The sequence below is a fragment of the Actinoplanes sp. NPDC048796 genome (assembly GCF_040650035.1).
GTDB lineage: Bacteria > Actinomycetota > Actinomycetes > Mycobacteriales > Micromonosporaceae > Actinoplanes.
Genome location: NZ_JBEZGO010000009.1, coordinates 186,345 through 210,991, shown reverse-complemented (window position 1 = coordinate 210,991; position 24,647 = coordinate 186,345). Strand labels below are relative to the sequence as shown.

General features: G+C 71.8%; 16 protein-coding genes, 1 pseudogene and 1 riboswitch. Of the genes and pseudogenes, 10 read left to right on the top strand and 7 right to left on the bottom strand.

The genetic code is table 11. The annotated features are described in order from the left end of the window. The gene (locus tag AB0C26_RS32250; RefSeq protein WP_360255181.1) at positions 1–792 is read right to left on the bottom strand and encodes an NAD(P)H-binding protein; all 792 of its coding nucleotides are present in this window, start codon (positions 790–792) and stop codon (positions 1–3) included. 61 nt (positions 793–853) lie between these two features. Between AB0C26_RS32250 and AB0C26_RS32245 the strand changes: the two genes are divergently transcribed. After that, a complete protein-coding gene (locus AB0C26_RS32245; protein WP_360255178.1) occupies positions 854–1,630 on the top strand; it encodes a TetR/AcrR family transcriptional regulator in 777 nt (258 codons plus the stop codon). A gap of 431 nt (positions 1,631–2,061) precedes the next feature. Here AB0C26_RS32245 and AB0C26_RS32240 read toward each other — a convergent pair whose 3' ends face one another. Next, positions 2,062–2,805: a GNAT family N-acetyltransferase gene (locus AB0C26_RS32240; RefSeq protein ID WP_360255176.1), complete on the bottom strand. Its 744-nt coding sequence runs from the start codon at positions 2,803–2,805 to the stop codon at positions 2,062–2,064. Between the two features lie 52 nt (positions 2,806–2,857). Here AB0C26_RS32240 and AB0C26_RS32235 point away from each other — a divergent pair, with 52 nt between their 5' ends. After that, positions 2,858–3,238, top strand: a complete 381-nt coding sequence (locus AB0C26_RS32235) for a response regulator (protein ID WP_360255174.1) — start codon at positions 2,858–2,860, stop codon at positions 3,236–3,238. On the opposite strand, the gene AB0C26_RS32230 is transcribed toward AB0C26_RS32235, so the two are convergent. Both AB0C26_RS32230 and AB0C26_RS32225 read right to left on the bottom strand, forming a co-directional pair. After that, positions 3,222–3,686 carry a DUF3291 domain-containing protein gene (locus AB0C26_RS32230; RefSeq protein ID WP_360255171.1) on the bottom strand — a complete coding sequence of 155 codons (465 nt, stop codon included), beginning with the start codon at positions 3,684–3,686 and terminating at the stop codon, positions 3,222–3,224. The genes AB0C26_RS32235 and AB0C26_RS32230 overlap by 17 nt on opposite strands. 40 nt (positions 3,687–3,726) lie before the next feature. Beyond that, positions 3,727–4,374, bottom strand: coding sequence for a transcriptional regulator (locus AB0C26_RS32225; RefSeq protein WP_360255168.1), 648 nt, complete (start codon positions 4,372–4,374; stop codon positions 3,727–3,729). Positions 4,375–4,524: 150 nt separating this feature from the next. Here AB0C26_RS32225 and AB0C26_RS32220 point away from each other — a divergent pair, with 150 nt between their 5' ends. Beyond that, entirely contained in the window at positions 4,525–7,260 is a 2,736-nt protein-coding gene (locus AB0C26_RS32220; RefSeq protein ID WP_360255166.1) for an AAA family ATPase, read from the top strand. Here AB0C26_RS32220 and AB0C26_RS32215 read toward each other — a convergent pair. Then, on the bottom strand, positions 7,213–7,716 hold the full coding sequence (locus AB0C26_RS32215; RefSeq protein ID WP_360255164.1) for an Lrp/AsnC family transcriptional regulator: 504 nt from the start codon (positions 7,714–7,716) through the stop codon (positions 7,213–7,215). The two genes, AB0C26_RS32220 and AB0C26_RS32215, sit on opposite strands and share 48 nt — an antisense overlap. Before the next feature lie 90 nt (positions 7,717–7,806). On the opposite strand from AB0C26_RS32215, the pseudogene AB0C26_RS32210 reads away from it, so the two are divergent. The 3 genes and pseudogenes from AB0C26_RS32210 to AB0C26_RS32200 all read left to right on the top strand — a co-directional run. Then, positions 7,807–8,616 (top strand): annotated as a pseudogene (locus AB0C26_RS32210) (DMT family transporter); the annotation flags it as partial. A gap of 52 nt (positions 8,617–8,668) precedes the next feature. Continuing rightward, positions 8,669–9,199 carry a Uma2 family endonuclease gene (locus AB0C26_RS32205; RefSeq protein ID WP_360255161.1) on the top strand — a complete coding sequence of 177 codons (531 nt, stop codon included), beginning with the start codon at positions 8,669–8,671 and terminating at the stop codon, positions 9,197–9,199. Between the two features lie 68 nt (positions 9,200–9,267). Further along, the gene (locus AB0C26_RS32200) at positions 9,268–10,248 is read left to right on the top strand and encodes an MsnO8 family LLM class oxidoreductase (RefSeq protein WP_360255159.1); all 981 of its coding nucleotides are present in this window, start codon (positions 9,268–9,270) and stop codon (positions 10,246–10,248) included. A 50-nt stretch (positions 10,249–10,298) separates the two neighbouring features. Here the strand turns inward: AB0C26_RS32200 and AB0C26_RS32195 are convergent, their stop codons facing one another. Next, a complete protein-coding gene (locus AB0C26_RS32195; protein ID WP_360255157.1) occupies positions 10,299–11,111 on the bottom strand; it encodes an NlpC/P60 family protein in 813 nt (270 codons plus the stop codon). Positions 11,112–11,118: 7 nt separating this feature from the next. Continuing rightward, positions 11,119–11,265: riboswitch (cyclic di-AMP (ydaO/yuaA leader) on the bottom strand. Between the two features lie 409 nt (positions 11,266–11,674). Between AB0C26_RS32195 and AB0C26_RS32190 the strand changes: the two genes are divergently transcribed. From AB0C26_RS32190 to AB0C26_RS32175, 4 genes are all read left to right on the top strand, one after another. Further along, complete coding sequence (locus AB0C26_RS32190; protein WP_360255155.1) at positions 11,675–21,049, top strand: LamG-like jellyroll fold domain-containing protein; 9,375 nt, start codon at positions 11,675–11,677, stop codon at positions 21,047–21,049. Positions 21,050–21,132: 83 nt separating this feature from the next. Then, positions 21,133–21,498 (top strand): DUF2750 domain-containing protein, encoded by a 366-nt coding sequence (locus AB0C26_RS32185; RefSeq protein ID WP_360255153.1) that lies wholly within the window; start codon positions 21,133–21,135, stop codon positions 21,496–21,498. Positions 21,499–21,759: 261 nt separating this feature from the next. Continuing rightward, positions 21,760–22,536, top strand: a complete 777-nt coding sequence (locus AB0C26_RS32180) for a DUF4397 domain-containing protein (RefSeq protein WP_360255508.1) — start codon at positions 21,760–21,762, stop codon at positions 22,534–22,536. Beyond that, a complete protein-coding gene (locus AB0C26_RS32175; protein WP_360255151.1) occupies positions 22,533–23,222 on the top strand; it encodes a class F sortase in 690 nt (229 codons plus the stop codon). Before AB0C26_RS32180 ends, AB0C26_RS32175 begins: the two co-directional genes overlap by 4 nt. 46 nt (positions 23,223–23,268) lie before the next feature. On the opposite strand, the gene AB0C26_RS32170 is transcribed toward AB0C26_RS32175, so the two are convergent. After that, positions 23,269–24,609 carry a glycoside hydrolase family 6 protein gene (locus AB0C26_RS32170; protein WP_360255149.1) on the bottom strand — a complete coding sequence of 447 codons (1,341 nt, stop codon included), beginning with the start codon at positions 24,607–24,609 and terminating at the stop codon, positions 23,269–23,271. Positions 24,610–24,647: the final 38 nt, after the last annotated feature.

Genomic DNA, 24,647 nt, shown 5'->3' with positions numbered 1-24,647 from the left:
TCAGAGAACGGCGCCGACCGGCCGCCCCAGCAGCCTCTCGAGATCGGTGCCGGTGGTCGCGAACTCGCCGCGGCGCGACGCGCGGTACATCCCGAGCATCAGGGCCGCCAGGTGCGGGGGAAGGGTCGCCGCCCACTCCTCGTCGTCGGCGATCACGCGGCGGACGCCGAGCATGCCGGCGATGTCCCGCAGGTCGTAGGCGGCCGGGGCGACCAGCGGGGGAGTCGGGCCCTCGAAGCGCCCGTCCTCGGCCAGGATGATCGCGGCCGCCTCGGCCAGGTCGGCGTGGGTGGTCCAGGAGACCGGTCCGTCGGCCGGCGCCACGATCTCGCCGGTCTCCCGCGCGTTGCCCACCATGAACGCGATCGTGCTGGCGTAGAAGCCGTTGCGCAGCGACGTGAACGGGACGCCGGACTCCCGCAGATACTGCTCGGTGGCCGCGTGGTCGGGCATCGGCGCGAACAGCGAGTCGGGGGCGGCGCCCTGGTGACTGGTGTAGAGGATGCGGCGGGCGCCGGCCGCGCGGGCGGCGTCGATGGCGTTGCGGTGCATGGTCAGGGCCTCGCCGCCGGTCGCGTTGGCCGAGACCAGCAGCACCTGGGTCGCTCCCGCGAACGCCTCGGCCAGGCCGGCCGGGTCGGTGTAGTCACCGCGGCGGACCTCGACGTCGGTGCGGGAGATCTTCCGCGGGTCGCGGACGCTCACCGCGACCCGGTCGGCGGGGACGCGCTCCAGCAGCCGGTCGACGATCTGCGAGCCGAGCTGGCCGGTGGCGCCGGTCACGACGATCATGATGCCTCCTGTTATCGCTGTTGATATCGACGATAACATCGACGATGCTATCGTCGTCACCATGACAAAGGTCACCGGACGCGACGCCATCCGGGCGCGGATCGTCGATGTCGCCGCCGAACTCCTGCGCGCCGAGGGCCCGGCCGCGGTGACGACCCGGGCCGTGGCGGCGGCGGCCGGGCTCCAGCCGCCCGCGATCTACCGCCTCTTCGCCGACAAGGACGCCCTGCTCGACGCGGTCACGCAGCACGTGCTGGCGGCGTATGTGGACAGCAAGGCGGTGGGCGACGGCGACCCGGTCACCGAGCTGCGGGTCAGCTGGGACACTCACATCGCCTTCGGGCTGGACAACGCCCCGCTCTACGGCCTGCTGATCGACCCGGCGCGGCTGGCCACCCCGGCCGGCCAGGCCGGCCAGGCGGTGCTGGCCGAGCGCGTGCGGCGGGTGGCCCGGGCCGGCCGGCTGAGGGTGCCCGAGGCCCGGGCCGTGGCGATGATCCAGGCCGCCGGCAACGGCACCGTCATCGCCCTGCTGGCCCAGCCGCCCGACGTCCGCGACCCTCAGCTGGCCGACGCCATGTGGGACGCGATCGCGGCCGTCATCCTGGTCGACCCGTCCTCATCGGCCGGCCCGTCCTCATCGGCCGGCCCGTCCTCATCGGCCGGCCCGTCCTCATCGGCCGGCCCCTCTTCATCGGCCGGCTCCTTCTCGCCGGCCGGTCCCGCCGGCGCTGCGGTGACCCTGCGGGCGGCCGAGCTGCCCGCCCTGTCCGCCGTCGAGCAGGCGATGCTGCGGGAATGGCTCGACCGGGTCATCGCGGCGGGGCCGACTGGCTAGGGCGTTGACCACGAACGTTCACCGGGTCAGATCCGTCAGGCGGCCATGGTCCGCGGCCGGTCCCAGCGTTGCTGTCGTTCGCTGCGAGTCCGGGCTTGCGCGGTCAGGACGGGGATGTCGCTGGTCTGCACCGGTCACGCTGCGGCAGACTTCGCGGTCGTGGAAGGGGAGATCGGGCGGCTGGACGACGACTTGACGGAGGTCGCTGAGGACGCGAAGTCCGAGTTGATCTCGATGGGCGGTGAGGTCGTCGAGCCACTGGCTGCCGCCGTGCGAGGCGCCTTGGTCAGCCGTGGTCGAGGCTGCGCGGGAGTCCGCACTGCTGGAGGCGGCCTTCATCCCGCAGCGGGCGAACCTGTTCGCCACCCTGGAGTGGATGGACGAGGGCGATCGGTGAGCGCGCTGTGGACCTGCCATGCGTGGTCACCGCGCTAGGGCAGGTAGAAGCAGCGGTCCGGGTGGGCCGGGGCCAGCTCGAAGCCGAGGGAGTGATGGAGGTGGTAGCCGTCCTGGGTGGGAAAGACGACGGCCTGGACGGCGCTCCCGGCGAGTCGGCGCTGGGTGAGGGCCGTTCCGATTCCTCGGCGGCGCCAGGGTGCGGCGACGCAACAGGCGGCCAGCAGCACGGTGTCGCCGAACTGGAACGAGGTGGCGGCGCCGACCGGAACGCCCTCGTGGTGGGCGGTCCAGTGCCGGATCGGCCGGCCGGGGCCGAACCCGAGGCGGGCGGCCACCTCGACCCGCCGGTCGAGGCCGGCGGGTTCGGGCCACCAGCCGTCCTCGGCGTACACGCTCTGGTTCTCCCGCAGCGCCCGGACGTCGGTCACCTCGCTGATCGGCCACTCGGCCGAGGGTGGTGAAGGCGCCTCGTCCAGCCGGCGGCCCATGTTGTTCCCGGTGCGTTCCGGATGGAGTCGCTGGTCGATCAGCCAGGTGGTGGTCGCCGGATCCGGCGGCCCGGTGACGATCACCGAGGCGGGTACGGCCCTCTCGCGCAGCCAGTCGACCAGCTCCGGCAGCTCGCGGGCGGAGCCGACGGCGCCGTTCTCGCTGTTGGAGGCCAGGCCGGTCGCCACCGCGAACCCGTCGCCGGCGCTGATCCGGTCGAATCCGCCGTCGGCCAGGTGGCGCAACCAGGCCACCTGGGCTCGCAGCGCCACCTCGGAGATGTCCACCAAGGCAGGCTATCGACCTCGGCCGGCGCCGCATCTGGGCTAGCGTGAAGGCATGTCGGGGTACAAACCGGGAGTTCTGGTCGTCGACGACGACCCGGACGTATTGGCCGCGATGGCGCACATGCTCCAGACCCGCGGCTTCCGCGTGCTGACCGCCGGCGAAGGCGACACGGCCGTCGCCCTGTGCCAGCAGCACGGCGACATCGACGTGCTGGTCGCCGACCTGTCCCTGCCCGGCGACCTCAACGGCAACCTGGCCCGCCGGGTCACCGCCATCCACCCGCACATCAAGGTGGTGTTCGCGACGGGCGTGCCGCGCACCATCGCGCTGGCCATGGGCCTGGTTCAGCCCCAGGCGCCGTACCTGGAGAAGCCGGTCAGCCCGGACATCCTGGAAAGCGCGATCCGCTTGTCCCTCACCTCGCCGCGCTGACCTGCGGTGCGGGAAACGGCTGGCGCAGGGTGAACGCGCCGGCGGTGGGGCCGTCGGCGCGGAGGCGGCCGAGGCGGGTGATGCCCTGGCGCAGGGTGGGGATCGTGCCGACCGGGATCCACCACAGGACCAGGGCGGCCTCGGTGCCGTGGGGGTGGAACCACTCGCGGCGGCGGCGCAGGTAGTCCAGGTGTTCGGACTGGTAGGCGTACGCCCGCAAATGCTCCGGGGACTCCCAGACGGAAAGCGTGTAGATGCGGTTCGGGTCGTCCGGGCGGGCGATGGTGCCGTCGCCGTTCTCGCCCTCGAGCCGCCAGACGAAGCCGGGTGAGCGGTCGGCGAGCTGGTTCATCCGGGTGAGGCCGTCGACGAACTCGGCCATCGACGGGTCGGTCAGTGGGGCGCGGAGCCGGGCGGTATTGATCTGAGCCAGGTGGAAGGCGTCCATGGCGTCAGCTCATCAGCCGAGCCGTCTAAAGTCAACGGGATTACTTTTTAGACAGGGTCACGCAGCAGCGGCCGGGCGCGGCGTCCATCCGGGCCGTCCACTCGGCGTCCAGGCCCGACCCGGTCAGCAGGCCGTCGACCATCGCCAGGTTCATCCCGCAGATCAGCGGCGGGAACTGCTCGGCCAGCCGGTGGAACGGGCAGTTGCGCAGTACGATGCGGTCCGGGTTCTCCGCCTCGGGCGCGTAGCCCTGCCCGGTCAGCAGCTCGCTCACGTCGGCGGCGGCCGGCCCGGCCGAGCCGTGCCGCCGGGCGACGCCGTACAGGATCTCCTCGGCCCCGGCCTGCTCCAAGGCCTCCGCGAGCAGTTCGGCGGCGGCCCGGTAGGCCCGCGGCGGCACGCTCACCGCGTGTTCCCCCGCGGCCGGCCGGTACAGCTTGGCCGGACGTCCGGCGCCGGGGCCGGTGCGGCCCGAGCGCCGGGCGTACGACACCTCGAGCAGTCCCGCCGCCACCAGCTTGTCCAGGTGGAACGCGGCCAGCGTCCGCCCCGCCCCGAGCGCCTCGGCCACCTCGTCCCGCCCGACCGGCCCGTCACCGGCGGCGACCACCTCGTACGCCCGCCGCCGCACCGGATCGGCCAGGCTGGCCACAGCGTCGAGATCCCGCAGATCGTCCGGAGTCGTCACTCCCCAAGCCTATTGCCAACGCCGATTGGCGCTAGAGCCCGGCGGCGTAACGGCACACCCACGGCCAGAGCCGACCCGCGCCCGGGGTCGGCATCCGGCACGCCGTCGGCGCATCGTCGCCGGTGATCCACTGCGGGCTAGGCTCGGGGCATGCCGGAGGGGAGCGGGCGCGCCGAGCTGCGGGGGCGGCGGCGGGAGCGGGACGTGCTCGAGCGGCTGCTGCGTGAGGTGCGCGGCGGGCGCAGCCGAGCGCTGGTGCTGCGAGGCGAGGCCGGGTGCGGGAAGACCGCGCTGCTGGACCATCTGGCCGACCGGGCCGACTTCGCCCGGGTGCTGCGGGCCGCCGGTGTCCAGTCGGAGTCGGAGATCGCCTACTCGGGGCTTCAGCAGCTCTGCGCGCCACTGCTGGGCGAGCTCGACCGGCTTCCGCCGCCGCAGCGGGACGCGCTGGCCACCGCGTTCGGGCTCGGCAGCGGTCACGCGCCGGACCAGCTGCTGGTCGGGCTGGCCGTGCTCGGGCTGTTCGCCGAGGCCGGGGCCGGGCGGCCGCTGCTCTGTGTCGTCGACGACGTGCAGTGGATCGATGCCATGTCCGCCGTCATTCTCAGCTTCGTCGCCCGGCGCCTCGACACCGAAGCGGTGGCGCTGGTCTTCGCCGCCCGCACCACCGACGACGGGAACACCCTCGGTGGCCTGCCCGAACTGCTGATCGAGGGGCTGCCCGACGCCGACGCCCGCGCCCTGCTCGACGCGACCCTGACCGGGCCGGTGGACCCGGGCGTACGGGACCGGATCGTGGCCGAGGCCCGCGGCAACCCGCTGGCGCTCATCGAGCTGCCCCGCAACATGTCGCCGGCCGAACTGGCGTTCGGGTTCGGCGGCTACCACCCGATGCCGCTGACCAGCCGGCTCGAGGAAGGCTTCCAGCGCCGGATCGCCGCGCTGCCCGCCGACACCCGCACCGTGCTGCTGGCCGCCGCCGTCGAACCGGTCGGTGACGCCCAGCTGCTGTGGCGCGCCCTCGAACAGCTCGGGGTCGGCCGTGACGCCGCCGAGCCGGCCCAGGCCGCCCGGCTCATCGACGTCGACACCCGCGTCCGGTTCAAGCATCCGCTGGTCCGCTCGGCCGCCTGGCGCTGCGGGCGGATCGCCGAGGTCCGCGCCGTGCACGCCGCGCTCGCCGAGGCCACCGACCCGGAGCGCGACCCCGACCGGCGCGCCTGGCATCGCGCCCACGCGGCCGACGGCCCGGACGACGCGGTCGCGGCCGAACTCGAACAGTCGGCCGGCCGCGCCCTGGCCCGGGGCGGCCCGTCCGCCGCGGCCGCCTTCCTCGAACGCGCGGCCGAGCTCACCCTCGACGGCGCCCACCGCGGTGCCCTGCTCGTGGCGGCCGCCTCGGCCCGGCTCGACGCCGGCGCGTACTCCCGCGTGCCCGAACTGCTCGGCGCGGCCCAGCTCGGCTCCATCGACCCCCTGCACCAGGCCCGCGTGGAACGTCTGCGGGCCCAGGTCATGTTCATGCTCACCCCGGGCCGCGCGGCCGGGCCGCCGCTGCTGGCGGCCGCCCACCGCCTGGAACCGCTCGACCCGGCCGCGGCCCGCGACGCCTTCCTGAGCGCGATCGGCGCCGCCGTCTACGCGGGCCGCTTCGGCGGCGACGACCTGCGGACCGCGGCCCGGGCCGCTCGCGCCGTACCGGCCGCCGGGCAGTCGTTCCCCGACCTGCTCCTGACCGGTCTCGTCTCCTGGATCCTGGACGATCGGGCCACCTCCCGCCCGCTGCTGGAACGTGCCCTCGACGCGCTGAACCCGGCCGAGCACATCGGACTGCTCTGGCTGATCCAGCCGGCCGTGCACGAGCTGTTCCGCATCGACCTCGCGTACCGGCTGAGCGCCGAGGCCGTCGCCCATGCCCGGCGCACCGGTGTGCTCCGGCTGCTGCCGGCCGCCCTGACCCTGCGCTCGGGCAGCCTGCTGTACGCCGGGCGGTTCGCCGACGCCGCGAACCTGCTCGACGAGGGCGACGCCATGACCCGGGCCACCGCCGCCCCGCTGCAACAGTCGGCCGGGCTCGCCCTCGCCGCCTACCGGGGCCAGGAGAAGCCGGCCCGCAAGCTGATCGAGGCCAAGCTGCGCGACGCCACCACCCGTGGTGACGGCCGCCTGCACACCTTGGCCCACCACGTGAAAGCCGCTTTGTACAACGGGATCGGCGACCATCGGGCCGCTTTGGAGGCGGCGCGGGAGGCCACCGCGTACACCGACCTCGGTCTTCCGCATTTTCCCCTGCGCGAGATGGCGGAGGCGGCGGCACGCCTGGGCGAGCGGGAGATCGTGGTCGAGGCGCGGGACCGTCTCGCCGAGCGGACGGCCGACGTGCGTACCCGATGGGCCCGGGGAACTCAGGCGATCGCCGACGCGCTGGCCGATCCGGCCGCCACGGCCGAGGACCGCTACCGCGAGGCCATCGAGCACCTGTCGGTCACCGAGACGACCACAGAGGCTTTCCGGGCCCGATTGCTGTACGGCGAATGGCTGCTCCGGGCCGGCCGGGACGCCGACGCCCGGGTCGAACTGCGCGCCGCCCACCAGGCGTTCACCACCATGGGCGCCGAGGGCTTCGCCGAACGGGCCCGCCGGGAACTGGCCGGCGCCGGCGAGAACGTCCGCCGCCCGGCCGCCGACGCGCGCCGGGATCTGACCGCCCAGGAAACGTCGATCATCCGCCTCGCCGTCGACGGCCGTACCAACGCGGAGATCGGCGCGGCGCTGTTCCTCAGCCCTCGCACCGTCGAGTGGCACATCCGCAAGATCTTCACCAAGCTGGGCGTCACCTCACGCCGGGAGCTGGCCACCACGTGGAAGGGCGCTCCGGACTTGTGAGCCGGCCGGCCTCGCGGGAACCGGCGCCGGTTCCTTGACGGCCTCCAGCCGCAGCAGCGTGGTCAGGCGGCGCGCGCCCACGCGGGTCAGCGAGCGCAGCACCTGCTGCAGTTCGCGGGCGTCGGCGGCGGCGATGTGCAGCAGAACGTCCTCGGGCCCGGTCACCGCGTCGGCCCGCAGGACGGCCGGGATGGCGGCCAGGGCCTCGGCGAAGCGGGCGTCACCCTCGTCGGAGTGCTCGGTGAGGGCCACGAGCACGAACGCCTCGACCCGGGCGCCCGCCTTCTCAGGGTCGACCAGAGCCCGTACCCCGGTGATCACGCCTTCGGCGCGCAAGCGCTGCACCCGCCGCAGGGTGGCCGCCGGCGAGAGCTGGAGCCGGCGGGCCAGCTCGATGTTCGGCAGATCCCCCTCTTGTTGCAGCAGGTCGAGGATCGCGCAATCTTTCTCGTCCAAGGTGGGCACCTTCTTACAATAGTTGCGCCTCCGATGCCTCTTGATCTCCATTAGTTGTGTACGGACGGTGGGCTCGGCACCGTGGCGTACATGGTCAGGAAAGAATGGGCTCTTGTCGCGGTGACCGCAGTCTGGGGCGGCACCTTCCGCACGGTGCAGAAAGGGCTCGCCGTCGCCGGGCCGTGGTCCTTCGTCGGCCTGCGCTTCGGCGTGGCCGCGCTCGCCCTGGCGGCGCTGTCCCCACGAGCCCTGCGACAGGTGACCCGGCGCGAACTGGCGGTTGGCGCCGTCGTCGGCGTGGCGCTGGCCGGCGGGTACGGGCTGCAGACCGTCGGGCTCCAGTCGATCCCGAGTTCCACGTCGGCGTTCCTCACGGCGCTGTACGTGCCGCTGGTGCCCTTGGGGCTGTGGGCGACGACCCGCCGTACGCCCAGCGCCGGCACGTGGGCCGGGATCGGTTGCGCTTTCGCCGGCCTGCTGCTGCTCACCGGCGCCGCCACGGCCGGGCTGAGCCTGGGCGCGGGCGAGGTGGTGACGCTGATAGGCACGGTCGCGATCGCCGCCGAGATCCTGCTCATCGGACGTTTCGCCGGCACGGTCGACGCCCGGCGGGTCACCGTCGTCCAGGTGGCGGTGTGCGCCCTGATCTGCTTCGCGGTGCGCCCTCTGGCCGGCGAGCCGCTGCCCGCCCCCTCGTGGACCCTGGCCGCGATCGCCGGCGCTCTCGGCGTGGCCAGCGCACTCATCCAGGTCACGATGAACTGGGCCCAGCGCGCGGTCCCACCCACCAGAGCCACGGTCATCTACGCCGGCGAGCCGGTGTGGGCCGCCCTGATCGGCCGCCTGGCCGGCGAACGCCTGACCGCGGGCGCCCTCACCGGCGGCGCCCTCATCGTCGCGGCCGTCATCGTGTCGGAGCTACCGTTCCGCCGCCGGGGTGTAAGAAGTGCCCATGCAGATCACGCTGGAGCAGTACGACGCGTGGACAGCGCAGAGCCGCACGGGCATCGAGATCGTCGACGGGGTGGTCCACCCACTCCCGAGCCCGTCCAAGCGGCACAACCGCCTGGCCAGGTTGCTGGCGAACGCGTGGGACACCGCCGTGGGCCCGGGCTGGAACGCCGACACCAATGTCGAGGTGCGGCTGTGCGACGCTCCGCTGACCAACCTCCGCCCTGACGTCACGGTGTATCGCGCGGACACCATCGACGTCACTCCGACGCGCCCCGAGCACGTACTCCTGGTGGCCGAGATCGTAGCCCCGGGAACGGAGACGACCGACCGGGTCGTCAAGGCGGACCAGTACGCGAGGGCCGGCATCCAGTTCTACTGGCGCGTGGAGCAGGCCGCCACCGGGGCGCCGCTGGTCTACACGTACGTCCTCGACCCGGCCGCCGGCCGCTACCGTGACGGCGAGGTCTTCACCGGCGTCGTGAAGGTGACCGCGCCGTTCCCGGTCGAGGTCGATCTCGGCCGGCTCTGAGGTGTGAGCTGGGCCTTTGTTTCGGCCGGGGGAGGAACAACCCGGCACCGGAGGGTGCTGGAAGGTTGGTGATCGACTCTCGGTTTCAGGTCTCGCTTCTTGACCGGTCCCGTACGCGTGCTGGTGAAGCCGAGGCGGAAGCGCTTCGTGGGACGGTTGCGCGGGCGGCGCGGGCCGAGCGGCTCGGGTATCGGCGGTTCTGGGTGGCCGAGCATCATGGCGTTCCGGGGATCGCGGGGTCGGCGCCGGCTGTCCTGCTGGCGGCCGTGGCCGGGGCCACCGGGACGATCCGGGTCGGGTCGGCCGGGGTGATGTTGCCGCATCATCAGCCGCTTGTGGTGGCTGAGCAGTTCGCGACTCTGTCGGCCTTCGCGCCGGGGCGGGTCGATCTGGGGCTGGGGCGGTCGCCGGGGTTCACCGCGCCGGTGCGGCGGGCGCTTCGGCAGGTGGAGCGGGACTTCGCCGCCGACCTGGGGGAGCTGCGCGGGTTTCTCGACGGGACGTCGGAGATCGGGCTGCATCCCCGGCCGTACGGCGTCGTGCCTTTGTTCGTGCTGGCGACGGGTAGTGGGCTGGAGGTCGCGGCGGCGCTCGGGCTGCCGGTGATCGTGGGTGGCCCGATTCTGCGGGAGGACAGGCTGGACGCGCTGGAGCGTTATCGGCGTGAGTTCCGGCCGTCGGCGCGGCAGGAGCGGCCGTGGGTGGCGATCAGCCTGGACGTGCTGGTGGCGGACACCGCCGCCGAGGCCGCCGATCTGCTCCTTCCGGAGGCGTGGGCGATGGCGCGAAGCCGTACGACCGGGGTGTTTCCGCCTTTGGAACCGGTGGCCGTCGCCAAGGCCGCCGACCGCACGCCGCGCCAGCGGCAATACCTGGAGCAGACCGTCGCGGCGGCCATCGCCGGCACGCCACGGCAGGTGGAGAGCCGGCTCGCCGAGCTGCTTGACCGTACGGGCGCGGCCGAGCTCGTCACCTCCGGCAGCACCTTCGACCGGACCGCCCTGGCCGCCTCGGACGCGGCGCTGGCGGCACTGTTTCCGAGCGCCTGAACCGCTCCCGCGGCCGGCATCCCCATTGACGCCGGCCGCGGGAGTGGCGGTCAGGCCAGGCGGCGGACCACGTAGTTGGCGTTGAAGATCTTACGCTTGCTGATCCGGGCGCCGGTGTGGGGCGAGTCGTACATGTACCCGTTTCCGGCGTAGACGGCGGCATGGTAGCCGTACGAGCCCCGGCGCGAGATGAGCAGGTCACCGGGCTGCTTGGCGCCCTTGCTGATCGCCCGGCCGTACCGCTGCTGGGAGTTGGCCTTGTGCGGCAGCTTGACGCCGACCGACTTGCGGTAGACGTACATCGTGTAGCCGGAGCAGTCGAACCGGTTGGGGCCGGCCGCGCCGTACAGGTAAAGCTTGCCGACGTGCCTCTTCGCCTCGGCCAGGATCTTCGCGCTCCGGCCCGAGGAGACACGGACGACGGTCACCTTGAGTTTTCCGCCGGTGCGTGCGGCGAAGGCGCTGTTGCCGCTGTAGACGGTGCGGAAGTAGCCGGTGACCTTCGGCGCGGGGGTGAAGGCGACGGTGCCCTTACTGGTGAGCTTCTTCGCGAACCAGGTGACCCACTTGCCGTTGCGGTACGCCTGGAGCCGCACCGTGCCGGAGTTGACCGCGGCGCCGTTGGCGGGGTTCCGGTAGGAGACCGTGATCCTCGTCGACCGGCCCATGGCGATGGTGCGGGCGCTGATCGCGGTGCGGATCGAGACCTGTTTCTTCGCCGCGGCCACGGCCGCGAGCTGTGCGGTGGAGATCGGTGCCGCCGTGGCGCTGGAGGCGGCGACCAGTTGCCCGGCGCCCAGGCTCAGCGACAGGGCGATGGTGCCGGCGGCCATGCGGCGCCGGCTCGAACGTTGTTCGTGCACGGTAGGGAGATCCTTCCGGCACGCCTGCGAGGTTAGCTGTCGGGTTCGGGCGGGAAGGTTGCCCGGCCGCGCGGAGCGGCTTCACCCCAAGGCCCACTGCGTACGTGAGCCGATGGTGGTTCCCCCGTCCCTGCCCCGGATGCCTTCATGGTGTTCTGAACGCTCATGGTCGCGGCGATCGGCCCGGGCAGGGCTCGGCGTGAGCCGGATCGACGCGAGTCGGCCAATGGGTGCGGCCGGCCTCACCTTGCTACACCCCGATCTGCCGTTCCCGTGACGAAGGCGGAATGACCCTCAGTAGTTGGCATGCTGAGCGCCGCCCCCTTTCGCCGGTTCCATCGGAGTTTCGGAAACGGATTGTAGCTGTCTGACTACGGTGCGCTTATCCGACTCGGTGAAATAGCGCACATGATTTTTTTGGCTGACGGCGCTGGTCGTTCGGCCTGTTCGAGATCGTTCCGAACAGTACGGGCCCGGCCCGAACACTAGCCGGGCAGTCGATCAAGCGGCTCCACTGTGCACGGCGCGCAGAACGCGGCCATGACGATCGGGGACGGAGTGCCATGGCCGCCGGACGACGAATTCTGGGCTTGTTCGCGTCGATGTCGCTGACCATCAGTGGGGCGGTCCCGCTTCACCTGGCCGGCGAGCTGGAACGCGGGCCGTCCGTCGTCTCGATGCTGGGATCGCTGAAGGCGTACTTCCAATCCCCGCCGACGGTGGCCGCCAAACCCGTCCCGCGGCAGCTCGACGGGGGGCCGCTGCGGGCCGGGCCGGCCTCCGCCGCCGACACCCGGGCCGACGGGGGAGCGGGGCGTAAACCCGGCAAGGGCGTCGGCGCTCTGCCGCCCGCCAGCCGGCCGCAACGGCAGGTCGAGAAGTCCACCAGCCCGAAGATCGTCACCCGCGGGGCCGCCGCCGCGCTCGCCGCCGCCGGCAACGTCGCGCCGCAGATCGACGCCCAGTACCCCGGCACCGGCGCCACCGTGCCCACCCTGACGCCGGAGCTGATGGTCACCGGCAACGATCCCGACGGTGGCCCGAACGCCACCACGTACGCGTTCACCGTCACGAACGCGGCCGGCACGGCCGTGGCCCAGTCCGGCACCCGGTCGTCACGCAGTTGGACCGTGCCGGCCGGGGCGCTCAAGTGGGGCCAGACCTACACCTGGACGGCCACCGCGAGCGACGGCGCGGCCGTGAGCACGTCCCAGGAGACCAACGCGCTGCTGCCCCGGTTCCCGCAGTCCCTGATCACCATGAGCCTGTCGCAGAACGGCGATCGCGGCTTCGACCCGGACACCCGTAACTACACCACCACGGTCACCGACGTCACCGTGCCGACCGTCGGGCCGTCACTGGCCATGGACCGTTTCTACAACACGCTCGACGTCCGGCGGGACACCGCGTTCGGCGCCGGCTGGTCGAGCATCCTGGACGCCAAGGCGACCGAGGCGCGCGATCGGGCCGGCGCGCTGCAGGGCGTCGTGGTCACCTACCCCAACGGGCAGGAGGTCGGCTTCGGCCGTAACAGCGACGGCTCGTTCGTGCCGCCGCCGGGGCGGTTCGCGACCTTCACCGCGGTCAGCGGGGGCTATCGCCTGATCGACAAGGACGGCACGGCGTACGTGTTCACCGCCGCCGCCGGCGCCGGCCGGTACCGGATCGCCTCCATCACGGACGTGCAGAACCGCGCGCTGAGTTTCCAGTACGCCGACGGGCGTACCAAATCCATCACCGCCGCCTCCGGCCGTCGCCTGTGGATCGACTGGATGTCCACCGGTTCGGGGCGATGGCACGTGCGGTACGTCAGCACCGAACGGCTTGACCCGGACGACCCGGAGACCAGCTACACCCACGAGTACCACTACGGGCCGGACGACGAGCTGACCCGGGTCTGCCCGCCGCACAACGACGGCAAGTGCACGGCGTACGAGCACACGTCCGCCTCCCAGCATCCGTCCATCGTCGCCAACGCCGGCCCCGACGCCTACTGGCGCCTGACCGACACCGGCGGCGCCACCGCGACCAGCGCCGTCCTGGCCAACCAGGGCCTGGACAACGGCGGCTACGTCGATGTGACGCTGGGCCGGCCCGGCCCGCTGACCGGGGCGTCGGCCACCGCGGCCGCGTTCAACGGAACGTCGTCACGAGTCGAGCTCCCGTCGCCGCTCGGCGCGTCGGCCGGCGTGCAGTCGTTGTCGCTGTGGTTCCGGGCCGAGCCCGGCAACCGCGGCGTGCTGTACGGCTATTCCGCCGACCCGGTCACCAAGTCGAGCACCACCGGCCACTACACGCCCGCCCTCTACATCGGAGCCAGCGGCCGGCTGCACGGCGGCCTGTGGGACGGGTCGAAGACGACGATCGCCACCCCGGCCGCCGTCGACGACGGCCGCTGGCACCAGGCCGTGCTGGTGGCGGGCGCGGGCAAGCAGTGGCTCTACCTCGACGGCGCCGAGGCCGGCACGAAGACCGGCGCGCTGGCGATCTCGGCGTTGTCCGGCGCCACCCGGCGCTACCTGGGCGCCGGCTTCAACGGCAACGGCTGGCCGGACCAGCCCTCGTCGGCCGCGGTGCCGAGCTTCTTCAAGGGCGAGCTGGCCGAGGCCGCCCACTTCGACCGCCCGCTGACCGCGGACGAGATCGCCGCGCTGTACCGTTCCGGCACCACCGACTCGCACCCGGTCATCAAGATCCTGCGCCCGTCGGGGAACGCGACAGCGGCCATCGACTACGACCGGGCCGACGGCACGGTCAGCACGGTCACCGACATCAACGGTGGCGTGTGGCGGCTCGGCAAACCCACCACCTCGGGCTCGAGCAAGGTCTACCGGGCCGCGGTGCTGGCCGCCCGGCCGGCCGACTACTGGCGGTTCGCCGAGTCGGGCACCTGGCGGCCGGTCAACGAGGTCATCGGCGACGACGCCCACTACAGCGACGTCGGCCTGGGCAACACCGGCGGGCCGTTCGAGGACAAGGTCGCCTCCTTCGACGGCGAGGCGTCGTACGTGGCGCTCGGCGACGGCAACGTGCCGCGGTCCGGGCCGGTGTCGGTGAGCCTGTGGTTCAAGATGGACGCCGGGGCGAGCACCGGCGGCGTGCTGTACTCGTTCCAGTCGCACGAGATCTGGAACGATCCCGACGAGGACACCGACGCCTGGGTGCCGGCCCTCTACGTCGGGCGTGACGGCAAGGTGCGCGGCCAGTTCTGCTACTGCGACGGCGCCACGCCGATCACCACCGGCGGCACGGTGAACGACGGTCAGTGGCACCACGTCGCGCTCGCCGCGGGCACCGGCAGCACCACGCTCTACCTCGACGGCCGGCCGGCCGGCACGGTCGACCGCACCGTCGAGGCGACCGACGCCTGGAACCCGTACGTCGGCGCCGGCACCACGCTCAACTGGCCGTCGGCGGCCGCGGACAGCACCAACGGCTTCTTCCCGGGTTACCTGGCCGAGTTCGCCTACTACCGCTCGGAACTGTCGACCGCCCAGGTCAAGACGCAGTTCGACGCCCGGGCCAAGACGCCGGGACCGCCCGTGAAGACGGTGATCACCACCGATCCGGGCGGCAAGTGGCTCACCGACGTGCACGAGCTCGACACCGACCGGAAGATCTCCTCGACCGACGCCCTCGGCAAGACCACGAAGTACGGGTACGACTCCGGCGGCTTCCCGCGCACCACGACCGACCCGAACGGCGCGGTGACCACCGAGGAGCACGACGTCCGCGGCAACGTGGTCTCCACGACCACCTGCCAGGACCAGTCCGCCGGCCGGTGCTCGACCGTCTACAACACCTACTACCCGGACGCGACCACCGCCCAGCTCACGCCCGATCCGCGCAACGACGTCCTGCTCACCACGCGCGACGGGCGCTCGTCGTCGGCCACCGACAACCGCTATCTGACGACCTACACGTACGACACCAAGGGCAACCGGACGGCGGTGACCGACCCGCTCGGCCGGGTCACCCGGACGGCGTACTCCGACGGCACCGGCGCGGCGACCGGCGGCGGTCTCGTTCCCGCCGGCCTGCCGACGTCCATCACCACCCCGGCCGGCAACCGGCAGACCATCGCCTACTACAGCAACGGCGACGTGGCCGCCCGGACCGAGCCGTCGGGCAAGCGCACGTCCTTCGTGTACGACCTGGCCGGGCGGGTCACCGACGAGACGGTGACCACGTCCACGTACCCGCAGGGGCGCACGACGTCGTACGGCTACGACGCGCTGAGCCGGGTGATCTGGAAGGTCGAGCCCAAGGTCACCGACCGGATCACCGGGGTGGCGCACACCGCGGCGACCTCGATGGCGTACGACGTCGACGGCTATCTCGTCGAGCAGCACGTGCAGGACAGCACCGGCGGTGACGCCGGGCGCACCGTCTTCAGCGTCTACAACGCCCACGGGCAGCAGGCCGAGACCGTCGACTCCACCGGGCACAGCACCTTCTACACCTACGACGCGTTCGGCAACGTGGTCACCGAGACCGAGCCGGACGGCGACGTCACCCGCAACACCTACGACGCCGACGGGCAGCTGACCTCGGCCGTGCTCGAGGACTTCACCGGCGACCCGAACAACCCGTCGCCGGCCCGCGACGTGACGGTGCTGACCAAGACGTACGACCCGGCGGGCCGGCTGGCCACCGAGGCCGACGCGATGAACTGGGTCACCGCCTACACCTACACCGACAACGGGCTGAACGGATCGACCACCCGCCGCGACCCGGCCACCGGCGCCTCCTTCGTGGTCGAGCAGAACACGTACGACGCCGCCGGCAACCTCACCGAGCGCAAGACCAACAACGGCGTCACGGTGACCCGGTACGCGGTCGACGCCGCCGGGCGGACCACCTCGTCGACGCTCGACCCGGACGGCGTCAACCAGGTCACCGAGCACGAGTACAACGGCGACGACGCGCTGACGGCGACGAACCGCCGGGCCGGGACCGGGCCGGTGCTGGAGCGGATCGGCTACGCGTACGACGGGGCCGGCAACCAGACGTCGGAGGCGTTGTGGCTGACCGGCGCCGACCGGGCGGCCCGCTGGAAGCTGGACGGGCTCACCGAGGGCCGGGCCGCCGACGAGGTCGGCAACGGCAAGCTCACCCCGGCCGGCGGCGTCACGTTCTCCGCCGAGCGCGGCGGCGCGGCCGTGCTGAACGGCGCCGACGGCCGGCTGACGAGCGCGGCCACGCCCGTCGACACCACCCGCGGTTTCACCGTCGCCGCCTGGGTCAAGCTCGGCGCGACCGGGCAGACGCGCCAGGCCGTCAGCGCCGACGGGCTCAAACAGAGCCCGTTCCAGCTGCGCTACGACGGCCCGGCCAACCGGTGGCAGTTCATCACCAGCCAGTACGACACCGCCTCACCGGCCGCGGTCGCCTCCACCTCCACCTCGGTGCCGTCGGCCGGAACGTGGACCCACCTGACCGGCGTGTACGACGCCGACGCCCAGACGATGCGGCTCTACGTCAACGGCTCCCTGCAGGACACCGACGCCGCGGCCCGCCCGTTCGGCTCCTCCGGCGGTGTCACGGTCGGCGCCGGGCGGTGGAACGGCGCCGTCACCGACTTCTGGTCGGGCCAGATCGACGACGTTCAGCTCTACCAGAAGGCGCTGAGCGCGACCGAGGTCGCCGCGGTCCGCGACGGCGGTGGCCCCGGCGGCGACGCGCGGGTCATCCGAACCTCGTACCGGCTCGACGAGGACGGCCTCGTGCTGGCCTCGACCGATCCGAACGGCGACACCACCGACTACACCTACGACGAGGCCGGCCGGCCCACGGTGGTCACCGCGCCGGCGGCGATGACCGAGACCGCGGGCACCCAGCCCGTCGCGGCCCGGGCGGCGACCACGACCGGCTACGACACGTACGGCAACGCGGTGGCGGTCCGGAACGCGGCCGGCCATGTCACCACGACCCGCTACGACGCGGCCAACCGGCCGATCGCCACCGTCCTGCCCACCTACACGCCGCCCGGCGGCGCCGCGGTGACGCCCCAGTCCACCCGTGCCTACGACGCGCTCGGCCAGCTGAAGACGGTCACGGACGCGCTCGGGCGCACCACTTCGTACACCTACGACCAGCTCGGCCGCGTAGCGACCGAGACCGCGCCGGGCAACGCGGTCACCAGGCACACGTACGACCTGGCCGGCGACCCGCTCTCGATCACCGACCCGACCGGCGCCGTCGACACGGCCACCTTCGACTACCTGGGCCGAAAACTCACCAGCACCGAGGTCGTCCGGCAGGACAACGCCAACCACACCACCCGGTACGGGTACAACGCCGGCGGCTGGCTCGGGTCGGTCACCTCGCCGGCCGGGGTGACCACCTCGCAGACCTACAACGCCACCGGCCAGGTCGTCTCCAGCACCGACCAGGCCGGCAGCGTCACCAAGCTCTACTACGACGGGCTCGGCCGCCAGAACGTCACCATCCTGCCCAACGGCACCGAGACGGGCCTCGCGTTCGACAAGGCGGGCCGGCCGGTGGAGACCTACGAGCTCGCACCGGACGGCGACTACCTGGCCGGCACGTTCACCGAGTACGACCTGGAAGGCAAGACCACCGCCCAGGTCGACGAGCGCGGCACCCGCACGACGTTCACCTACGACGCCACCGGCCTGCTGACCTCGGAACGGCAGCCGGTGTCGGCCACCGAGGCGATGCAGACCAGCTTCGGCTACGACGCGCTGGGCAACCGCACCCGCTTCACCAACGGGCGCGGCAACGCGTTCTACACCACCTACAACGCCATGAACCTGGCCGAGTCGGTGATCGAGCCGCCGACGGCGCGCTATCCCGATCCCGCCGATCGCACCTTCACGCGGGCCTACGACGCCGCCGGACAGGTGGCCACCGACCGTTCGCCGGGCGGAGTCGTCGTCGGCTACGAGTACGACGCCCGCGGCAACCTGACCCGGCAGACCGGCGCCGGGGCGGAGGCCGACACCACCGACCGAGTCTTCGGCTACGACGCCGGCGACCGGATGACCTCGGTCTCCGCGCCCGGCGGCACCGACACCTTCGCCTACGACGACCGGGACCTGCTGCGCGGCACGACCGGTCCGTCCGGCGCCGGCACCTTCAGCTACACGCCCGACCGGAAACTGGCCGGCCGGACCGACGCGTCGGGCACCACGGCCTACACGTACGACAACGCCGGCCGGCTGCGCACGCTGACGAACCAGACCGCCGGCCTGTCCGCCGCCTTCGCCTACAACGTGCTGTCCCAGCCGGCCTCGATCGCGTACGCCGGCGGCAACACCCGAACCTTCGAGTACGACGATTTCCGCCGGCTGTCCCGCGACCAGCTGCACACGTCGGCCGGGGCCGAAGTGGCCGCGATCGACTACGGCTACGACAAGAAGGGCAACCTGACCGACAAGACCACCACCGGGTTCGGCGGCACCACCGAGAACTCCTACACGTACGACCTGGCCGACCAGCTCACCTCCTGGAACAACGGCGTCACCACGGTCCGCTACGAGTACGACCTGGCCGGCAACCGCACGAGGATCGGCAACCGGACGCTGGCCTACGACGCGCGCGACCAGTTGACCTCGTCGAGCGACGGCACCCAGTACACGTACACCGCACGGGGGACGCTGGCCCAGGCGGTGGTCAACGGCACGACGACGCTGACCCGCAGCAACGCCTTCGGCCAGGCGATCAGCCAGCAGGCGCCCAACGGCGGCGGCACCCAGACGTACGCGTACGACGGCCTGGGCCGGGTCCTGCGCACCGGATTCAGCTACAGCGGCCTGGGCAACAACCTCGCCACGGACGGCACCACCGGGTACGTACGGGACCCGTCCGACGATCTGTTCGGCACCGGCAACGGCCGGTACTCCTACACCGACCAGCACACCGACCACGTCGGGCAGTTCACCGGCGCCGGGACCACGCTGACCGGCTCGGCGATGTTCGACCCGCTCGGCAAGCCGCTGCGCGCGACGGCGATGAGCGGCTCCCTCGGCTTCCAGCAGGAGTGGACGGACAGCAGCACCGGGCGGGTCAACATGCACGCCCGCTGGTACAACCCCGACACCGGCCAGTTCGACTCGCGCGACTCGGTGGCCAACAACCCGGTTCCCGACCCGGTCAGCGCCAACCGGTTCGCGTACGCCGACAACTCGCCGCTGCTGGACACCGACACCACCGGCCAGTGGCCGGACATCTTGAAGAAGACCTTCAAGAAGGTGACCAAGGCCGTCACGTCGATCCCGATCGTGAAGGTCGCCGTGCAGGCGGCCAAGCCGTTGGCCCAGCGGGTCAAGAACACCTCCACCTACAAATCCCTGGCCAGCACCACCAAGAACCTGAAGACCAAGTGGGACCAGGGCAAGAAGTGGATGGGCACACAGGCGGCCCGGGCCAAGCAGCACTACGACCAGGGCGTCAAGAGACTCAAACAGCAGGGCGCCGCGGCCATGCGGACGGCGACCAAGGCCGTCACCAATCCCGCGGCGGCGATCCGCGACGCCAAGGCGTTCGTCAAGAAACACAAGGACACGCTGATCGAGATCGCCGCGTTCGGCGGCGCCATCCTGGCCGGCCTGGCCTGCACGGCCGCCACGGCCGGAACGGCCGCGGTGGCCTGCGTGGTCGGCTCGGCGGCGATCATCAACCTGGCCAAGGACGCGGGCCAGGGCGACATCAAGAACTTCGGCGACATGGCCCAGTCACTGGGCTCCGGAGCGGTGACCGGCCTGCTCGGCGGCCCGTTCGGCGGTCAGGTGGTCGGCAAGCTGGTCGGCCCGCTGGTCACCAAGGCCGGGGCCGGCCTGGGCCGCACCCTGATCAGCAAGGCCGGCGACGCCGCCCTCTCCGGCGTCGAGGACGCGGTCAACCAGTTCATCACCACCGGCACCATCGACCTGAAGCAGGTGGCGATCACCGCCGCCACCGACGGCATGATCCCCGGCCGCAGCAGCAAGGGCAAGCCGAGCAAGGGCGCCACCCCCGACACGACGGCCGCCCCCGGCCCGTCCCGGCCGGCCCCGCCACGCGGCTCCGACATCTCACCGGCCAAGACGGCCCCCGAACACGTCTCGAAGCCCACCGTCAACCGCGGCGGCGAGGCGGGCCCCCGGGCCCCGACCGGCCGGAAGGCCCAAGATTCGGCATCGGACGGCGGTTCGTGCCCGGTCTCGTTCAGGCCCGAACCGCACAGTTTCGCCCCGCAGACCCGTGTGCTGATGGCGGACGGCTCCACAAAGCCCATCAAGAACGTCAAAATCGGCGACCGGGTACGCACCACCGACCCCGGCACAGGCCTGACCGGCGCCCGCGTCGTCACAGCCCTGCATGTCCACCGTGACACCCACCTGACCGACGTCACGGTCGCCACCAAAAACGGCCGAGCGGTCCTGCACACCACCCAGAAACACAAGATCTGGAACGCCACCACCGGCGACTGGCAGGAGGCGGCCCAACTCACCCCCGGCACCCGCCTGCACACGGGTACCACCCCCGCATCCGTCGTGGCAAGCCGCACTTTCGCCGGCGCCCAGCCGATGCACGACCTCACCGTCGCCGACCTGCACACGTATTACGTGCTCGCCGGCACAACGTCGGTGCTCGTACATAACTGCGGTGGGCGCTGGAAATTGGGCGAAGATTATTCCAAGCCCAATAAAGATGGTGTTGATCCGTCCATGTCCACCATGCGCAAAAGGTTCTGGAAAAATGAAGCTGCGGAGCCGGACGCCGCAGATCAATATGAAGCCGCAAACATCAGCCGCATGAAACGTGGAATGGCTCCTCGGCGCCAGCGCGAAGATGGATCGTGGGAATCAATGGAGCTGAGCCACGAACCGATTCCCGAGCGAGATGGTGGTATGTTGCTGACACCTCGGTGGCCAGAGGATCACGTCCTCATGGATCCTGGCGGACACCGTAGGCTCCCGCCCGGTTACTGATGCCGTGAAGAGGGGCGGTGCTGGAACCCTTGGCGTGGCGCTCAAGCGCTGAGTTCGATTCGTAACGGTCGGGGAGGATTCGGGTGAGCACAAGCGGAGCTCAGGCGGCGGCTTTCTTCCGCGAGATCGTTCAAACTCATACTGTCTGGTGGGTTCGGGACGACGGCGGCAGCCCGACCCCCGTCTCGAGTTCCGGGCGGCCGGTTTTCCCATATTGGTCGTCGGAAGCCCGTGCGCAGCGGGCCGCCAATTTATGGGGTCCTCAATTTCGCGTCGTATCGATGCCGTTGGATCATTGGCGGGATGCGGCGCTGCCCGACCTGGCCCAGGACGACTTCCGCGTGGGCATCAACTGGAGTGGCCAGCGGCTGACCGGGTGGGACTTCACCGTCGATGAGGTAATCAATCGTCTCAGACATGCACTCGGCGAGCCGCCATACGGGGGATGAACTCGGTCGAACGATGTCCGTCATAGGGGATCGCTCCGGTTGGCCGGGGTTGGGTCTTGCCGGCTTCTCTCTGTTGCCGCTTCCACGAGCGACCTGACCCCACGATGTGCCGACGGCGCTTGTCAGAAAAGTTTTGGGGGGCTGCATCCGTTCGCTGGGGTGGTGACGAAGGACAGGGCGTACGACATCGACGACGATCCCGTGGAGGACACGATGCGCTCTTTGCCTTTCCGCCGTGCGGTCACCATCGGCGCGGTAACCATGCTCGCCCTCGGTGGGGCCGCGGCGCTGGGGACGTCGCCGGCCTACGCCAAGGCGAACTCTCAGGTGTCAGTGGTGCACGGCATTCCCGGTCAGGCGGTGGACGTCTACGTCAACGGGAAGAAGACCATTCCGGACTTCCAGCCGGGGAAGGTCGCCGGGCCGCTGAGCCTGCCCGCGGGACAGTACGACATCGCGCTGACCAAACCGGGCGCCGCGATCGGCAGCGCCCTGCTGAAGGTCGACGACGCCGAGGTGCCCGGTGGCGCCAACATCAGCCTGGTCGCTCACCTTTCGGCGGACGGCAAGCCGACGCTGACGCCGTTCGTGAACGACACCGGCAAGCTGGCCGCCGGCAAGGCGCGGCTGATCGTGCGGCACACGGCGGCGGCCCCGGCGGTCGACGTGCGGGCCGGTGGGAAGCCGGTCTTCGAGGACGTGACGAACGGCAAGGAGGGCAAGGCGGACGTCGACGCCGGCACGGTCTCGGCCGATGTGGTGCTGGCGGGCACGCAGACCCGCGTACTCGGGCCGGCCGACCTTGACCTCAAGGAAGGAACGGCGACCATCGTGTACGCCATCGGCTCGGCCGAGGGCAAGACGCTCGGCATCGTCTCGCAGTCGATCACGGGCCTGCACTCGGCGCCCGGCGGCGTGCCCAGCGGCGACGGCGGCCAGGCCGACGGCAACGGCTCGCTGCCGTGGTACGGCGTCGGGGCGGTCGGCATCCTGCTGGCCATGGCCGGCCTGACCCGGCTGGTCACCGCCCGCCGATGAGCGTCTCGGACCGAGACGGCACGCCCCGGCCGCGGCCGGGGCGTGCCCTGCTTCTGCTCACGGCCGGCCTGACCCTGACCGTCACGGCGGGTGTGGCCGCCTGCCGGGCCGAGCCCGCGGACGACTTCGGAGCACCGGCCGTGACCACGCTCGCCTCCACCCCGCCCACGAGTTCGCCGGCGACCTCCTCGGCGGTGCCTGTCGCGGACGGTGCTCTGCCCCGCGCCTCCGCCACCGACGCGCCGGCCCGGCTGCGCGTCCCGGCACTCGACCTCGACGCGCGCGTCGACGCGGTCGGCATCGACAAGGCGACCGGCGACTTCGCCGTCCCGCCGAGCGTGGACCGGGTGGGGTGGTACCGGTACGGTCCCGGCTTCTCGGCGACGGCGGGCTCCATAGTGGTCGCCGGCCACGTGGACAGCGCGGCTGAGGGGAAAGGAGCCTTCTTCCGGCTCGGCTCTCTGAAGCCCGGTGACGCGGTCACGCTGACGGGCGCCGACGGCAAGGACCGTACGTTCGAGGTGGTGGCCCGCGAGCGCTACCGCAAGACGGCCATCCCGCTGGCGAAGTACTTCGCCCGGGACGGCGCTCCACGGCTGACCCTGATCACTTGCGGCGGCCCCTTCGACCCGGAAACCCGCCACTACCGCGACAACGTGGTGGTCACCGCGACCGCCCGGTCCTGAGAACGACGCGCACCCCGGCCGCTTCGGCCGGGGTGCGCGATGCGATTCAGGCTGTGCAGGTGAGGGAGGGTGAGCCGGCCAAGCCGGAGGCGATGAAGCCGAACTCGGCGCTGGCGCCCGGGGCGAGGGAACCGTTCCAGGCGGCGTTGCGGACGGTGGCCGTCGATCCGGACACCGTCAGGTTGCCGCCCCAGACCTGGCTGATCGACTGGCCGGAGGCGAGGGTCCACGAGACGGACCAGCCGCTGATCGCGCTGCCGCCGGCCTTGACGGTGATCTGGCCCTGGAAACCGCCCTGCCAGGCGCTGGACGTCACGTACGTCGCGCCGCAAGCGCCGGCCGACGGCGTGGTCACCGGCGGCGTGGTGGGCGTGGTCGTCGGCGGGGTGGTGGGTGGCGTGGTCGGCGGGGTGGTGGTCGGCGGGAGCGGTGCTCCGGTGGCCAGGCTCGCGGCCAGGTCGGGCTGGAACGATCCCGCCGCGTACCGGCAGCCGTCGGCCTCGCCCGGGGGCTTCACCCAGAGGTACGCGTCGATGTTGGCGTCGCCGGTGTCGAGCGTGGGGTAGCGGCCGATGCGGCGGTCGGTGTTGTCGTCGCCGCACCAGTCGCCGGCCGCGCCGCCGTTGCGGCTGGTGTCGATGACCTGGCGTTTGCCGTTGATGCCGCGGCCGGACAGGGCGCTCAGGACCGACCGGCCGAACGCCGTCTCGTTCGCTGTGGACTGGAAGTTCGAGACGTTGGAGTAGAAGCCGTCGGCGTCGGCGACGCCCGCGTTGGCCAGCCGGTTGGCCGCCTCGCCGGCCGGGTTCCAGGCCGAGTGGCCGCCGTCCAGGTAGACCTTGGCCCCGGCCGCCTTGAGGGTGCGGGTGGCGGTGGCCAGGGCCTGGTTGCGGGCGGTGATCTCGTTGGCGCTCAGGCAGGTCTGCAGGGCGATCGAGTCGGGTTCGAGCAGGATCAGCGTGGTACGCCGGGCCAGCCCGCCGGCGATGTTGTTGATCCAGGCCTGGTACTGGTTCAGGTCGGGCGCGCCGCCGGCGCTGGCGCCGCCGCAGTCGCGGTTCGGGATGCCGTACAGGGTCAGCGCCGGAACCTGACCGGCCGCGACCGCCGCGCCGACATAGCCGGAGACCTCGGACTGGACGGTGCCGACGTTGAAGTTGGACAGCCAGCGCGTGGCCGGCTGGCTGGCGATGCGGGAGCTGATCAACGCCGTACGGGAATCGTTGGGGTTGGCACTGACCCAGCGGGCGACGGCGGTGCTGGGGTCGCGGTAGAGGGTGCCGGACAGAGTTCCGGCCGTGGCCGGGCTCGAGGCGAGCGCGACGGCGGCCGCGGCGGTCGCGCACACGGCCGCCGCGGCGACGGGGATCATTCGGGGGAGAGGCACAAGGCTTCCTTCCGGGGAGTTGGGAGCGCTCCCAATCG

Excerpts from the sequence above, each read along its gene's own strand:
- AB0C26_RS32250 (WP_360255181.1), bottom strand. The coding sequence starts at position 792 with ATGATCGTCGTGACCGGCGCCACCGGCCAGCTCGGCTCGCAGATCGTC.
- AB0C26_RS32245 (WP_360255178.1), top strand. The coding sequence starts at position 854 with ATGACAAAGGTCACCGGACGCGACGCCATCCGGGCGCGGATCGTCGAT.
- AB0C26_RS32235 (WP_360255174.1), top strand. The coding sequence starts at position 2,858 with ATGTCGGGGTACAAACCGGGAGTTCTGGTCGTCGACGACGACCCGGAC.
- AB0C26_RS32230 (WP_360255171.1), bottom strand. The coding sequence starts at position 3,686 with ATGGACGCCTTCCACCTGGCTCAGATCAATACCGCCCGGCTCCGCGCC.
- AB0C26_RS32220 (WP_360255166.1), top strand. The coding sequence starts at position 4,525 with ATGCCGGAGGGGAGCGGGCGCGCCGAGCTGCGGGGGCGGCGGCGGGAG.
- AB0C26_RS32205 (WP_360255161.1), top strand. The coding sequence starts at position 8,669 with ATGCAGATCACGCTGGAGCAGTACGACGCGTGGACAGCGCAGAGCCGC.
- AB0C26_RS32190 (WP_360255155.1), top strand. The coding sequence starts at position 11,675 with ATGGCCGCCGGACGACGAATTCTGGGCTTGTTCGCGTCGATGTCGCTG.
- AB0C26_RS32180 (WP_360255508.1), top strand. The coding sequence starts at position 21,760 with ATGCTCGCCCTCGGTGGGGCCGCGGCGCTGGGGACGTCGCCGGCCTAC.
- AB0C26_RS32175 (WP_360255151.1), top strand. The coding sequence starts at position 22,533 with ATGAGCGTCTCGGACCGAGACGGCACGCCCCGGCCGCGGCCGGGGCGT.